This window comes from Halomonas sp. M20 (assembly GCF_020622265.1).
GTDB lineage: Bacteria > Pseudomonadota > Gammaproteobacteria > Pseudomonadales > Halomonadaceae > Modicisalibacter.
The window spans coordinates 107,796-121,819 of record NZ_JACNMQ010000007.1 but is presented as its reverse complement, the minus strand read 5'-3'; the positions used below and the strand labels follow the sequence as shown (position 1 = coordinate 121,819).

Sequence of the window (14,024 nt, the reverse complement as noted above, 5' to 3'; positions counted from 1 at the left end):
ATCCAGTCCACGCTCGGGAGTTTTCATGATCGCACTGCGTCAACTGGCCTTGCAACGCGGAACGCAACCCCTGTTCGAGGAGGCGGAGCTGACCCTGCATTCCGGCCACAAGGCCGGCATCGTCGGCCCCAATGGCGCCGGCAAGTCGAGCCTGTTCAAGTTGCTGTTGGGAGAGTTGACCCCGGACAAGGGCCAGGTCGAACTCTTCGGCGGGCAGCGCATCGCCCATATGGCCCAGGAGATCGAGGCGCTGGAGCGCTCGATACATGACTACGTGCTCGACGGGGATATCGAGTTGCGCGCCACCCAGTCGGCCCTGGAAGCCGCGCAGGAAAGCGGCGATCACCATCGCGAAGCGGAGCTGCACGGCAAGCTCGAGGCGGTGGACGGCTACAGCGCCCCGGCCCGAGCGGCCCAGTTGCTGGTAGGCCTGGGCTTTAGCCAGGCGCAGCTCGACAAGCCCCTGGCGTCGTTTTCCGGGGGCTGGCGCATGCGGGTCAATCTGGCCCGCACCTTGTTCATGCCGTCGGATCTGCTGTTGCTCGACGAGCCCACCAATCATCTGGATCTCGATGCGCTTTTGTGGCTGGAGCAGTGGTTGATCCGCTATCCCGGTACCTTGCTGTTGATCTCCCACGATCGTGATTTTCTTGATGCAGTGTGCGACCACATCGTCCATTTCGATCGCCATCGACTGGTGCTTTATCGTGGCAACTACAGCCTTTTTGAACGTACCCGGGCGGAAAAGCTGGCCCAGCAACAGGTGGAAGCGGTCAAGCAGCAGGCCCGTCGCGAGGAAATCGAGCGCTTCGTGGCGCGTTTTCGCGCTCAGGCCACCAAGGCGCGCCAGGCCCAGAGCCGCTTGAAGATGCTCGAACGCATGGGGACCATCGCCGTGGCCCATGTCGATTCGCCGTTTCATTTTACGCTGCCCTCCGCGGACAAGACCTCGCACCCGCTCCTAGTGCTGGATCAGGCGGCGCTGGGGTACAGCACTCCCTTGTTGAAGGGCGTCGAGCTGACCCTGCTGCCGGGCAGTCGTATCGGTCTGCTGGGCCCCAACGGTGCCGGCAAGTCGACGCTGATCAAATCCTTGACCGGTGAGCTACCTCTGCTGGAAGGCAAGCGCGTCGCCGGCGAGCATCTGGCCATTGGCTACTTCGCTCAGCATCAGCTTGAAGGACTCGATCTCAAGGCTACCCCGTTTCTGCATGTGCAGCGCCTCTCACCTACCGCCAGCGAGCAGACCATTCGGAACTTCCTGGGGGGCTTTGGCTTTCGTGGTGACGACATCTTCAGCGAGGTAGGGCGTTTCTCCGGCGGCGAAAAGGCGCGTCTGGCGCTCTCTCTTGTTGCCTGGCAAAAGCCCAATCTGCTGCTGCTCGACGAGCCCACCAACCACCTCGATCTGGAAATGCGCGAGGCCTTGACCGAGGCGCTGGCGGCTTTTGAGGGCACGGTGATCATCGTCTCCCACGATCGTCACCTGCTGCGGGCCACGGTGGATGAGTTCTGGTGCGTGGCGGATGGCAAGGTCGCGCCCTTCGATGGCGACCTGGAGGATTATCGGGCCTGGTTGAAGACACGGCTCGAAGGTGAACGTCGCGAAGCGCGCACGGAAAAGACGGCAAGCGAAGACGCTAGCACCGATCGTAAGGCAACGCGCAAGGCCGCCGCCGAGTTGCGGGAAAAACTTCGTCCGCTCAAGCGTGAGCGAGACCGGATCGAGCGCGACATGACCCGTGCGAACGATGAGCTTGCCAAGGTAGAGGCGCAGCTGAGTGATACCGAGCTCTATACCGATACCGCGCGCAAGGAAGAGCTGAGCGCGTTGCTGGCGCGTCAAGGCGAACTCAAGAATCGTGCGGAGGCGTTGGAGAATGCCTGGCTTGAGGCGGAAGAGGCGCTGGAACAACAGGAGGCGGCGCTCGAAGGGTGATCGCTGATTCGATAGACTGCCGAGGCCCGTTCACTTTTGATCAGACAGGAGGTCGATATGCCTTATGACAAGCGTGAGGAACTGCCCGATAGCGTGCAAAACGTTCTGCCGCCCAAGGCGCAGACGATCTACAAGGAGGCCTTCAATAGCGCCTGGGACGAGTACGAGAAGCCCGAGGATCGTCGGGGCGATGCCTCCCGGGAGGAGACCGCTCATCGGGTCGCCTGGGCCGCGGTCAAGGAGAAGTATGAAAAGGGCGACGACGACAAGTGGCATCCTAAAAAGAATTAGAGGTGGCGTCAGGTTTCCAGCAGGAAGGTGACCGGGCCATCGTTGATCAGGCTGACCTGCATGTCGGCGCCGAATTCGCCCTTGGCGACCTTCGGCCAGCGCTTTTCGGCCTGTCCCAGCAAATAACGGTAGAGGCGCTGGCCGTCGTTCGGTGCCGCGGCGCTGGAGAAGCTCGGCCTCAGCCCTTTACCGGTGTCCGCTGCCAGGGTGAACTGGGAAACCAGCAGCAATCCACCCTCAACCTGCTGGAGATCCAGATTCATCTTGCCTGATGCATCGCTGAATATCCGGTAATGCAGAAGCTTGTGTAGTAACTTGTCGGCGCGGGCTTCATCATCCTGTTTTTCGACACCGATCAGCGCCAGTATGCCCTGATCGATGGCGCCTACGCGGCGGCCTTCAACCTCGACGCTGGCGCCCTTGACTCGCTGAATCAATGCTTTCATGTCGTACCTGTCAGACTGTCATCGGTGTATTCAACCACTTTGAGTAGAGAGCATAACAACATGTTCAGGAAAATCGGATTAGCGATGGTCATCGTCGTTGCAGGTATTTTCTCGACGAATGCCGCCTTTGCCGAGAAATGGCGTTTCGCCCTGGAAGAGGTGGAAGGCAGTGTTCAGGATGCCTATGCCCAGGAGTTCAAGAAGCGTATCGAAAAGCGCTCCGAGGGCGATATCAGCATCGATATCTATCCCCATGGGGCGCTGGGGACTTCACCGCAGTTGCCCGAGCTGGTTCGCCAGAACGCCATTCAGCTGGCTTTTGCCTCGCCAGATCACCTGGCCTCGACGATTCCCGAAGCCGGCGTATTCTCGCTGCATTTCCTGTTCTCCGATGATGAAGAAATCAACGAGCAGGTGCTGGCCACCACCCAGGCCCGGCCGCTGCTCGAGGAGGCTTATCAAGAGCAGGGGCTACAACCGTTGAGCATCATTTCCGAAGGCTGGGCGGTGTGGACTGCCAATCGCGCTATCGAGACGCCTGAGGATATGGAAGGCTTCAAGATGCGTACCATGTCCTCTCCGATCGCACAGGAAGCCTATCGTGCTTACGGCGCCGTTCCCGAGCCATTGGTTCAAGCCGAGCTTCGTTCAGGCCTGCAGTCGGGGCAAATTGAAGGTCAGGCCAGCACGGCTTCCACTATCGAGGAAATGAATCTCTACGAGCGGCAGAGTCATCTTGTCCAGGCCAGACCGGCACCGGTTGTCACCACGCTCGTGGCGGCTCAGGACTTCCTTGCGCAACTGCCCGAGGAGCGTCGGGCCATGATAGATGACGTCACCGACGATATGCGCAGCTTCATCTTCGACCGCCAGGCAGAGCTCAACCAGCAGCGGCTAGAGGCTATCGAGGAAAATAGCGATATCGAGATGAGTACGCTTACCGAAGAGCAGCGCCAGGCGTTTCGGGAAAAGAGCCTGCCGGTGCGTGATGTCTACATCGAACAGGCAGGCGAGCGAGGCAAGAAGATTCTTGAGACACTAGACAAGGAATTGCGGGCGGCGCAGGGAAAAGACGATAGCGGCAATGAAGATGACAGCGCAGACTCAACGAAGACCGAGGCCGCTTCATCGCCTTCATAGCTTAGCCTGCCACGGCCGTGCAATGCTGTGTTACCACCAGGCATGAAAGTGATGCACCGGGCCATGCCCCTTACCGACCCGAAGTTTTTCGCTGGCGCTCAGCGCCTGGCCGAGCCAGGCCTTTGCTTGTTCTACCGCTTCCCTCAGGTCATGACCTCGGGCCAGATAGGCCGCGATTGCGGAGGAGAGGGTGCAGCCGGTGCCATGCAGGTTGTCGGTATCGACCCGGAGGGCGTCGAGCCAATGCGTTCCTTGATTCGAGATCAGCAGATCGGGGCAGCGCTCACCGCGCAGATGCCCGCCCTTGAGCAACACGTTTGCCGTGCCTAGTGCCAACAGCTGTGGGGCGATCGCTTCCATCTGTGAAACGTCCTGGGCGATCGGGCCGTTGAGCAGTACTGCGGCCTCCGGCAGGTTGGGAGTAACCAGATCCGCCAGCGGGACCAGTATCTCGCGAACGGCGCGAATGCCGGCGTCGTCGACCAGGACGTCACCGCTCTTGGCCACCATCACCGGGTCCAGTACGATCCAGCGCGGGCGCCGGCGCACAAGGGCATCCCGGATGACGTTAGCTACTTCCTCGCTCGCTACCATGCCGATCTTCACCGCCTCGATATCCACATCGCTCAGCAGTGTGTCCAGCTGTGCGGCGATGAAATTCGTCGGCAGGGTATGCACGTCGAAGACGCCTTGGGTGTTCTGCGCCGTCAAGGCGGTGATCACGCTGGTACCATAGACATCCAGCGCCGAGAAGGTCTTGAGATCTGCCTGAATGCCGGCGCCCCCGGAGGGGTCCGAGCCAGCGATGGTCAAGGCATTGGGAATGAAGGAGAGGGTGGTCATCGAGGAAATAGTCTTGAGTGGCTTGGAGGCTTATAGCCTAAAACAATCCGATGGGTACAAGCCATGCTGACTCTGTTTCTAGTCGCGCTGGCGAGTGCCACCCTGCTGCCGGGAGGCTCCGAGGTTTGGCTGGCGCGTCAATGGTGTATCGGAGAACCTCCGCTGCTTTTGTGGCTGGTGGCGACAGCGGGCAATAGTCTGGGCAGTATGGTCAATGTGGCGCTGGGGCGTTATGCGCGGCGTTTTCAGCATCAGCGCTGGTTTCCGGTGTCGTCACGCAACCTGCTTCGAGCCGAGCGGTGGTATCGGCGCTTTGGAGAGTGGAGCCTGTTGCTGTCCTGGGCGCCGGTCGTGGGTGATGCACTGGTCGTGATGGCGGGTGTATTGCGTCTGGTCTGGTGGCGAGCGACACTGTTGATCGTTGTTGCCAAGGGCGCTCGTTATGCGCTGCTGCTGGCATTGGCTCAGGTTTGGCTAGCACCGCTGTGTTGATCGAGGCAAGTTGAGCTTTTGGTTAATCCTTTTTGTTCCTCTATACTGATGCCCGGATCGATAAGCGTAGTATTATCTGCTGCGACGCAGCGCGATTGACGCTGCTTAGCATTCATGCATCATAGAGATAGAGTTTGATCTAGCGAGGGCGTGTTCATGGATCGGAACATTGCATTGATAGCCGAGTACTGGGGCGTTGGTTTTTTTATCTTTGCGGTAATTGCCTTGTGCATGTTCATGCTTGGCGCCTCGATGCTGCTTGGTGGTCGTAGTCAAGGACGCAGCAAGACCATCCCCTTCGAAGGCGGTATTCTCGGTGCCGGAAGCGCTCGTCAACCCTTCTCCATCAAGTTCTATCTAGTCGCCATGCTCTTCGTCATCTTCGATATCGAAGCAGTATTTCTCTTTGCCTGGGCCATTTCGGTTCGCGAGGTCGGATGGACCGGTTTCGTCGGCGCATCGATATTCATCCTGATATTGCTGGCAGGCTTGGTGTATGACAGCCGCGTGGGGGCTCTTGATTGGGCGCCGGCAGGCCGTGGCGGCAAATGACGCTGTAGTTGGCAACGGCGTCGGATAATAACGCCATCATCGTGCGCTTCGGGATCTTTATTCAGGCCCGCTTATGTACCCGTGCTGGATTTTCGCTGGAGGAGTTTCATGGCCTATACCCTGACCCGCGCAACCGACGCGATTGCCACGGACAGTTCTCAATACCCTCTGAACGAGCAGCGTCGGGTCGAAGATCCGGTCAAGCAGCAGATTCATCGCAACGTGTTTACCGGCAAGCTCGAAGAGGTGCTGCATTCTGCGGTCAACTGGGGGCGCAAGAATTCGCTGTGGCCCTATAACTTCGGACTTTCCTGCTGCTACGTGGAGATGACCACGGCGTTTACCGCGCCTCACGACATCGCGCGTTTTGGCGCCGAGGTCATTCGCGCCTCCCCGCGTCAGGCGGATTTCATGGTCATCGCCGGCACCTGTTTTCTCAAGATGGCACCGGTCATCCAGCAGCTCTACGATCAGATGCTCGAGCCTAAGTGGGTGATCTCGATGGGCTCCTGCGCCAACTCCGGCGGCATGTACGATATCTATTCCGTGGTGCAGGGCGTCGACAAGTTCCTGCCGGTGGATGTCTACATCCCCGGCTGCCCGCCGCGCCCCGAGGCGTTTCTGCACGGCTTGCAGCTGCTGCAGGATTCGATTCAGGAAGAACGCAGGCCGCTCTCCTGGGTGGTCGGCGATCAGGGGGTCTATCGTGCCGAAATGCCCTCCCAGCGGGAAAAGCACAGGGAGCAGCGCATTCAGGCCACGGAGCTGCGTACTCCGGACAGCATCTGAGTCAGTACATGTGCTCCGTTTCATTGCCAGGCAAGGGAAGCATTCATCCTAATGAGCGTCGCGTCACCATCATCCGACACCCTCAAGACCGGTCCTGATACCGTTGTAGAAGCGCTCCATCAGCGCTTCGAAGAACAGATCGTGCTGGAGCAGACTACTCTGACCGGCTGGCCGGTGGTCTGGGTGGCCCGGGACGCGCTGATCGATGTGCTCGCCTTTTTGCGGGACAAGTCTCAAGCCTTCGAGATGCTCTATGATCTCTCGGCCACCGATGAGCGCCTGCGTAGCCATCGCCGGGGTCTGCCGGACTCGGACTTTACCGTCTTTTATCATCTGCTTTCGGTATCGCGTAACCGGGATGTGATCCTCAAGGTGGCACTCCACGAGGCCGGCCTGTCGCTCCCCAGTATCGTCTCGCTCTACCCCAACGCCAACTGGTACGAGCGGGAAGTGTGGGATTTGTTCGGCATCTCCTTCGAAGGTCATCCGCACCTGACGCGCATTCTCATGCCGCCGACCTGGCACGGGCACCCCCTGCGCAAGGATCATCACGCCCGGGCCACGGAATTCGATCCCTACACCCTGACCGTGGAAGGCCAGGACAGGGAGCAGCAGGCGCTCAAGTTCGACCCGGAAGCCTGGGGCATGCGGCGCAAGCATGACGATAGCGAGTTCATGTTTCTCAATCTTGGCCCCAACCACCCGTCCGCCCACGGCGCCTTTCGCCTCGTGCTGCAGCTCGATGGCGAAGAGATCATCGACTGCGTGCCGGACATCGGCTATCACCATCGCGGCGCTGAGAAGATGGCGGAGCGCCAATCCTGGCACAGTTTCATCCCCTATACCGACCGCATCGATTACACCGGTGGGGTGATGAACAACCTGCCCTACGTGCTGGCGGTGGAAAAGCTCGCCGGGATTACCGTGACAAAGCGTGCCGAGACTATCCGGGTGATGATGGCGGAAATGTTCCGTATCACCAGCCATCTACTGTTCCTCGGGACCTATCTTCAAGACCTCGGGGCCATGACCCCGGTATTCTTCACCTTCACCGATCGGCAGAAGGGCTATGAGGTAATCGAGGCGATCACCGGTTTTCGCATGCATCCGGCCTGGTACCGTATCGGCGGCGTGGCTCACGATCTGCCCAAGGGCTGGGAGAAGCTGGTGAAAGGCTTCCTCGACTGGATGCCCAAACGCTTGCGGGAATACGAGCGGGTGATGATGGAGAATGCCATCGTGCGCGAGCGTACGCGTCATATCGCCGCTCATGACACCACGGAAGCCCTGGCCTGGGGCATCACCGGTCCCAATCTACGTGCCACGGGGCTCGATTTCGATCTACGCAAGCAGCGCCCCTATTCGGGTTATGAAAACTTCGACTTCGAGATTCCAACCGGACACAACGGGGATGCCTTCGACCGCGGCCAGGTGCGCATCGATGAAATGCGCCAGAGTCTGCGCATCATTCAGCAGTGTCTCGATCACATGCCGGCCGGGGATTACAAGGCGGATCACCCCTTGACTACGCCCCCTCCTCGAGAGCGTATGCTGCAGCATATCGAGACCCTGATTACCCATTTCCTTCAGGTTTCCTGGGGGCCGGTCTTGAAGCCCAACGAATCGATGCAGATGATCGAGGCGACCAAGGGCATCAACAGCTACTACCTGACCAGTGACGGCAATACCATGAGTTATCGTACCCGGATCCGGACGCCAAGCTTCCCGCACTTGCAGCATATTCCGGCCTTGATGCGGGGCGGTTTCGTACCGGATCTGATTGCCCATCTGGGCAGTATCGATTTCGTCATGGCCGACGTGGATCGCTGAACATGAACGACAATGCTTCTCTCAATATTCACTCTTCTATCGCCAGCGACGGCGATGGCTTCGTTCTACACGAAGAGGATCGCGCCGCCATCCTGGAGGAACGCGATCATTACGAGCAGCCCCAGGCGGCCTGCATCGAGGCGCTGAAGATCGTTCAGCGTCGCCACGGCTGGGTGCCGGACGGGGCGATTCCCGCCATTGCCGAGGTGCTTGGAGTAGGGCCCGCTTCCGTCGAAGGCGTGGCCACGTTCTACAGTCTAATCTTCCGGCAACCGGTGGGGCGTCACGTCATCCTGATCTGCGACAGCAGCTCCTGTTTTCTGACCGGCTTCGATGAGCTGCGCGAGGCCATCACCGCGGAACTGGGCATCGATTTTGGCCAGACCACCCCAGACGGCCGCTTCACCCTGCTGCCGGTATGCTGCCTGGGCGCCTGCGATCGCGGTCCCGCCATGATGATCGGTGACGATACCTTTGGCCCCGTACCACCGGAGGCCGTGGCCGAGCTTTTGAAGGAGTATTCATGACCTCATCTCCTGCGTCCCTTCGCTATCACAGCCAATTGCGTCAAAGTGCCGCCGAACGCCGCGCCGAGACCCATCCGCTCACCTGGCGCCTGCGGGAAGACGGCGCGCTGATCGGCCTTGAGGAATACGTCGAGAAGGAAGGTTACGCCGCGGTCAAGAAGGTGCTCGGTGAGCTATCGTCTTCGGATGTGATCGACACCATGAAAGAGGCCAACGTGCGCGGTCGCGGGGGTGCAGGGTTCTCCGCCGGGGTGAAATGGAGCCTGACCATGCAGGGCGGCGATCTGCCCCGGGGCTATATCGTCTGCAATGCCGACGAGATGGAGCCGGGCACCTTCAAGGACCGCTTGCTGCTCGAGCAGCAGCCCCATCTGCTGATCGAGGGCATGATTCTCGGCGCCTACGCCAACAACTCCTGCTACGGCTACATCTTTCTGCGTGGTGAATATATCGAAGCCGCCAACGCCTTGGCCCGGGCGATAGATGAAGCCCGAGCCGCGGGCTGGCTGGGCAAGGACATTGCCGGTAGCGGTTTCGATTTCGACATCGCCTTGCATACCGGCGCTGGCCGCTACATCTGTGGCGAAGAGACGGCGCTGATCAATTCCCTGGAAGGCAAGCGCGCCAACCCTCGCAACAAGCCCCCGTTTCCCGGTCAATCCGGAGCCTGGGGCAAGCCTACGGTGGTCAACAACGTCGAGACCCTGTGCAACGTGCCGGCGGTCATGCAGCACGGCGCCAAGTGGTATCAGGAGCTCTCCGGTGGCTTGAGCGACGATGGCGGCACCAAGTTGTACGGTGTCTCCGGTCGTGTCAATCGTACCGGTTTATGGGAATTGCCGATCGGTACCAGTGGTGCGGAGCTGCTTGATCGGGCGGGGGGCGTGAAGGACGGTCGAGGGCTCAAGACCTGGCTGCCCGGCGGCGGCAGTACCGGTTTTCTTCTGCCGGAGCATCTCGAATTGGCGCTGGACTTCGACACCATCGGCGAATACGGCAGTCGCCTGGGCACCGGCCTTCTGACCGTGGTGACCGAGGATCAGAGCGTGGTCTCTCTGACGCGCAATCTCGAAGCCTTTTTTGCCCGAGAATCCTGCGGTTGGTGCACGCCGTGTCGCGATGGCCTGCCCTGGACGCTGAAGATTTTGCAGTCCCTGGAGCGAGGCGAGGGCGAGCAGGGCGATATCGAATTGCTCGAGAGTCTGGCCACGGATCTCGGGCCGGGTAGAACCTTCTGCGCCCACGCGCCCGGGGCGGCGATGCCGCTGGAGTCGTCAATCAGGCATTTTCGTCATGAGTTCGAGGCGGGTATCACACATCGTCGACACGCCGCCCATGAAGATCCGATCCCGGTAGGTGAGGTATGAAGAACAGCCAGGGAGCACTGTAGATGGCAACGATTCATGTAGACGGCCAGGCGTTTGATGTCGACGGGGCGGACAATCTGCTCCAGGCCTGCCTGTCTCTGGGGCTGGACGTGCCCTATTTCTGCTGGCATCCGGCCATGGGCAGCGTGGGCGCCTGCCGTCAGTGCGCGGTCAAGCAGTACAAGGACAAGGATGACGACAAGGGCATGCTGGTGATGTCCTGCATGACTCCGGCGACGGATGACAGCTGGATCTCCATCGACGACGAGGAGGCCAAGGCGTTTCGCAAGAATGTCATCGAATGGCTGATGATCAACCATCCCCACGACTGTCCGGTGTGCGAGGAGGGCGGTCACTGCCATCTGCAGGATATGACCGTCATGACCGGTCATGACCGCAGGCGTTATCGCTTCCGCAAGCGTACCCATCGCAATCAATATCTGGGCCCTTTTATCGGCCACGAGATGAATCGCTGCATCACCTGCTATCGCTGCGTGCGTTTTTACGAGGATTACGCCGGCGGCGAGGATCTGGGTGCCTTCGGTGCCAACGACAACATCTATTTTGGGCGCTATCAGGAAGGCGTGCTGGAGAGCCCGTTTTCCGGCAATTTGACCGAGGTGTGTCCCACCGGTGTATTCACCGACCGGACCCATTCGGAGCATTACACCCGCAAGTGGGACCTGCAGTTCGCGCCAAGTATCTGTCATCAATGTTCCGTGGGCTGCAATATCAGCCCCGGAGAGCGCTACGGCGATATCCGACGTATCGAGAACCGTTATCACGGTGAGCTCAACCGCTATTTCCTGTGCGATCGCGGGCGCTTTGGCTATGGCTATGTCAATCGCAAGGATCGCCCGCGGGTGCCGGAATGGCGCAGCGATCGGGCGGATGAGAGTGTTACCCTGGATGTGGATGCCGCTCTGGATCGGGGGGGCGATCTCTTGCGCAGTGCCCGCCGTGTCATCGGTATCGGTTCGCCTCGGGCAAGTCTCGAGAGTAACCATCAGCTGCGCGAACTGGTGGGTGAAGATAATTTCTCGACGGGTATCGTGGCCAACGAACAGGCCTGCCTGAAAACCATGACCCGACTCAATTGCGAGTCGGGATTATCCACGCCGACACTGCGGGATATCGAAGAGCATGACGCGGTACTGGTACTGGGCGAAGACCTGATTCAGAGCGCTGCCCGAGTCGGGTTGTCGGTGCGTCAGGCAGTGCTTGGACGCCGTGACGAGCTGGCCGAGGCACGTAGCATTCCGGCCTGGAATGCCGAAGCCGTCAAGACTCTGGGCCAGGACGAGCGTCATCCATTGTTCATCGCCTATCCGACCCGTACCGGGCTCGATCAGATCAGTCAGTCGAGCTGGGCCCTGGCAGTGGACGACATCGCTCGGCTCGGTTTTGCGGTGGCCCACGCTATCGATGATTCGGCGCCGACCGTCGACAATCTCGACGAGGCCCTGGGCAGTGAAGCCCAGCGCATCGCGAAAGCCTTGATGGCGGCTCAGCGTCCGCTGGTCATCAGCGGTGGCTCACTGGGATCGCTGGCCATTCTGGAGGCGGCGGGCAACATCGCTCGGGCCCTGGCGCGTCGCGCCAGTCGTGGCGGGTTGACCTTGATTCGCAGTGAAGCCAATAGTACCGGCCTGGCGCTGTTGGGTGGTCACTCCCTGGAATGGGCGCTGGACGAACTGATGGCAAAGAATGCCGACGCCGTGGTGGTGCTCGAAAACGATCTCTATCAGCGTCTGCCTCAGGCCCAAGTCGATGCGGCGCTGGAAGGTGCCGAGAGCGTCATCGTCCTCGATCATCAGCGCACGCCGACCTGGGTGCATGCCCACCTAGGGTTGCCGGCCTCGAGCTTCGCCGAGGCAGATGGCACCCTGGTCAATTTCGAGGGGCGAGCGCAACGCTTCTTTCAGGTGTTCGATCCGCGCTATATCCGCCCTGAAACCCGTATTCACGAGAGCTGGCGCTGGCTGTACACCTTGAAGGCGAGCCTCAATCGCTACGAATCCGCAAACATCACGCTGGATGATGTGACGGAAGCCTGTGCCCGGCGGCATCCAGCGCTGGCGGGTATCGTCGAGGCGTCTCGGGATGCGGATTATCGTGTGCAGGGGCTCAAGCTGGCCCGGGAGCCTCATCGCTACAGCGGACGCACCGCCATGCGCGCCAACCTGTGCGTCAGCGAGCCCCGCGTACCCCAGGACCCGGATACGCCTTTCACCTTCTCCATGGAGGGCTACAACGGCTTCGATCGGCCGCGCAAGGAGGTGGCCTTTGCCTGGGCCCCCGGCTGGAACTCGCCCCAAGCCTGGAACAAGTTCACCGACGAGGTGGGAGGCCATCTACGCGCCGGCGACCCAGGGGCACGGCTGCTGCATTCACGGCCCGGTCACTACGATTATGCGAGAGAGATTCCCCAGGGATTCCGTGCTCGTGACAACGAGTGGCAAGTGGTGTGTCTACCGCGTCTGTTTGGCGGTGATGAAACCTCCTCCCGGGCCGAGCCGATCATCGAGCGTACGACGCCGGCAATGCTGACGCTCTCCGCAGACGACGCCCAGCGACTGAATGTGGGCGAAGGCGACGCTCTCGCGGTGGAAGCATCGACTGGCCGACTCGTTCTACCCTTGCATCTCGATGCAGCGCTACCGGCCGGGGTGCTGGGAGTGCCGATGGGAGTGAGTAGCGCACTGCATGGCGGTGACTGGGTGCGTGTATCCAGAGAACAGCAGCATCAGGGGGATGAGAGCAGCCGTCAGCCGCAAGGCGACGCGCAGCCGGATCGCCCGGGGGATCGCCCATGAGCTGGCTGACGCCCCAAGTCGTTGCGGTCTTCGTGGCCATGGCCCAGGCCTTGGGCATTTTGCTGGGGGCGGTGCTGCTTGGCGCGGTGATGACTGTGGTGGAGCGGCGCCTGCTAGGGCTGTGGCAGGATCGCTATGGACCCAATCGGGTAGGCCCCTTTGGCTCGCTGCAGCTGATCGCCGATATGCTCAAGATCTTCTTCAAAGAGGATTGGGTACCACCCTTCGCCGATCGTACCTTGTTCATGCTGGCGCCGGCCATCGCCATGGCGTCCTTGCTGCTGTCCTTTATTGTCATTCCTTTCACGCCGGCCTTGCACGTCGCGGACTGGAACATTGGCCTGCTGTTCTTCCTTGCCATGGGCGGCATCAACGTCTACTCAGTACTGCTGGGCGGATGGTCCAGCGGTAACAAGTATGCCCTGCTCGGCGCCATGCGCTCTTCGGCCCAGACGATTTCCTACGAGGTGTTCATGGGCCTGGCCTTGATGGGGGTGGTGGCGATGGCTGGCTCCTTCAACTTGCGCGAGATCGTCAACGCTCAGGAAGGACTCTGGTTCGTCATTCCTCAATTTCTAGGCTTCTGTAATTTCATCATCGCCGGTTTCGCGGTGGTGCATCGTCATCCCTTCGACCAGCCCGAGGCAGAACAAGAGTTGGCGGATGGCTATCACGTGGAATATTCGAGCATGAAGTTCGGCATGTTCTTCATCGGCGAATATGTTGGCATGGTGCTGGTATCGGCGTTGACCGTGACCCTGTTCTTCGGTGGCTGGCACGGCCCCTTGTTGCCGCCGATCGTCTGGTTCGCGCTCAAGACCGGGTTTTTCCTGGTGCTGTTCGTGCTGGTGCGGGCGTCGCTGCCCCGGCCGCGCTATGACCGGGTGATGAGTTTTGGCTGGAAGGTCTGCCTGCCGCTGACCCTGATCAATCTGATGGTTACCGGTGCGGTGATCCTGTTGACGACCCCTGAATAAGCAAGGAGAACTGAC

The 14,024-nt window shown here is 60.3% G+C and carries 13 protein-coding genes; 11 read left to right on the top strand and 2 right to left on the bottom strand.

All coding sequences use genetic code 11. The features are described from left to right. The first annotated feature begins 25 nt into the window (after positions 1-25). Positions 26-1,939 carry an ABC-F family ATP-binding cassette domain-containing protein gene (locus H7850_RS16075; RefSeq protein ID WP_227370495.1) on the top strand — a complete coding sequence of 638 codons (1,914 nt, stop codon included), beginning with the start codon at positions 26-28 and terminating at the stop codon, positions 1,937-1,939. Between the two features lie 57 nt (positions 1,940-1,996). Next, complete coding sequence (gene chaB, locus H7850_RS16070) at positions 1,997-2,230, top strand: putative cation transport regulator ChaB (protein WP_227370494.1); 234 nt, start codon at positions 1,997-1,999, stop codon at positions 2,228-2,230. An 8-nt stretch (positions 2,231-2,238) separates the two neighbouring features. Here the strand turns inward: chaB and dtd are convergent, their stop codons facing one another. Next, a complete protein-coding gene (gene dtd, locus H7850_RS16065; protein WP_227370493.1) occupies positions 2,239-2,676 on the bottom strand; it encodes a D-aminoacyl-tRNA deacylase in 438 nt (145 codons plus the stop codon). A 60-nt stretch (positions 2,677-2,736) separates the two neighbouring features. Between dtd and dctP the strand changes: the two genes are divergently transcribed. After that, entirely contained in the window at positions 2,737-3,816 is a 1,080-nt protein-coding gene (gene dctP / locus H7850_RS16060; protein WP_227370492.1) for a TRAP transporter substrate-binding protein DctP, read from the top strand. Between the two features lie 30 nt (positions 3,817-3,846). Here dctP and thiD read toward each other — a convergent pair whose 3' ends face one another. Then, positions 3,847-4,659 carry a bifunctional hydroxymethylpyrimidine kinase/phosphomethylpyrimidine kinase gene (gene thiD, locus H7850_RS16055; RefSeq protein WP_227370491.1) on the bottom strand — a complete coding sequence of 271 codons (813 nt, stop codon included), beginning with the start codon at positions 4,657-4,659 and terminating at the stop codon, positions 3,847-3,849. A gap of 63 nt (positions 4,660-4,722) precedes the next feature. Between thiD and H7850_RS16050 the strand changes: the two genes are divergently transcribed. The 8 genes from H7850_RS16050 (at position 4,723) to nuoH (ending at position 14,009) form a co-directional block, all read left to right on the top strand. Further along, positions 4,723-5,151, top strand: coding sequence for a YqaA family protein (locus H7850_RS16050; protein WP_227370490.1), 429 nt, complete (start codon positions 4,723-4,725; stop codon positions 5,149-5,151). Between the two features lie 156 nt (positions 5,152-5,307). Then, on the top strand, positions 5,308-5,703 hold the full coding sequence (ndhC, locus tag H7850_RS16045; RefSeq protein ID WP_227370489.1) for an NADH-quinone oxidoreductase subunit A: 396 nt from the start codon (positions 5,308-5,310) through the stop codon (positions 5,701-5,703). A 108-nt stretch (positions 5,704-5,811) separates the two neighbouring features. Continuing rightward, the gene (locus tag H7850_RS16040; protein ID WP_227370488.1) at positions 5,812-6,492 is read left to right on the top strand and encodes a NuoB/complex I 20 kDa subunit family protein; all 681 of its coding nucleotides are present in this window, start codon (positions 5,812-5,814) and stop codon (positions 6,490-6,492) included. 51 nt (positions 6,493-6,543) lie between these two features. Further along, positions 6,544-8,322: an NADH-quinone oxidoreductase subunit C/D gene (gene nuoC / locus H7850_RS16035; protein WP_227370487.1), complete on the top strand. Its 1,779-nt coding sequence runs from the start codon at positions 6,544-6,546 to the stop codon at positions 8,320-8,322. Between the two features lie 2 nt (positions 8,323-8,324). Further along, on the top strand, positions 8,325-8,849 hold the full coding sequence (gene nuoE, locus H7850_RS16030; RefSeq protein ID WP_227370486.1) for an NADH-quinone oxidoreductase subunit NuoE: 525 nt from the start codon (positions 8,325-8,327) through the stop codon (positions 8,847-8,849). Then, a complete protein-coding gene (nuoF, locus tag H7850_RS16025) occupies positions 8,846-10,216 on the top strand; it encodes an NADH-quinone oxidoreductase subunit NuoF (protein WP_227370485.1) in 1,371 nt (456 codons plus the stop codon). Before nuoE ends, nuoF begins: the two co-directional genes overlap by 4 nt. 23 nt (positions 10,217-10,239) lie before the next feature. After that, complete coding sequence (gene nuoG, locus H7850_RS16020; RefSeq protein ID WP_227370484.1) at positions 10,240-13,032, top strand: NADH-quinone oxidoreductase subunit NuoG; 2,793 nt, start codon at positions 10,240-10,242, stop codon at positions 13,030-13,032. After that, positions 13,029-14,009 (top strand): NADH-quinone oxidoreductase subunit NuoH, encoded by a 981-nt coding sequence (gene nuoH / locus H7850_RS16015; RefSeq protein WP_227370483.1) that lies wholly within the window; start codon positions 13,029-13,031, stop codon positions 14,007-14,009. The genes nuoG and nuoH overlap by 4 nt, the downstream gene beginning before the upstream one ends. Positions 14,010-14,024 lie beyond the last annotated feature (15 nt).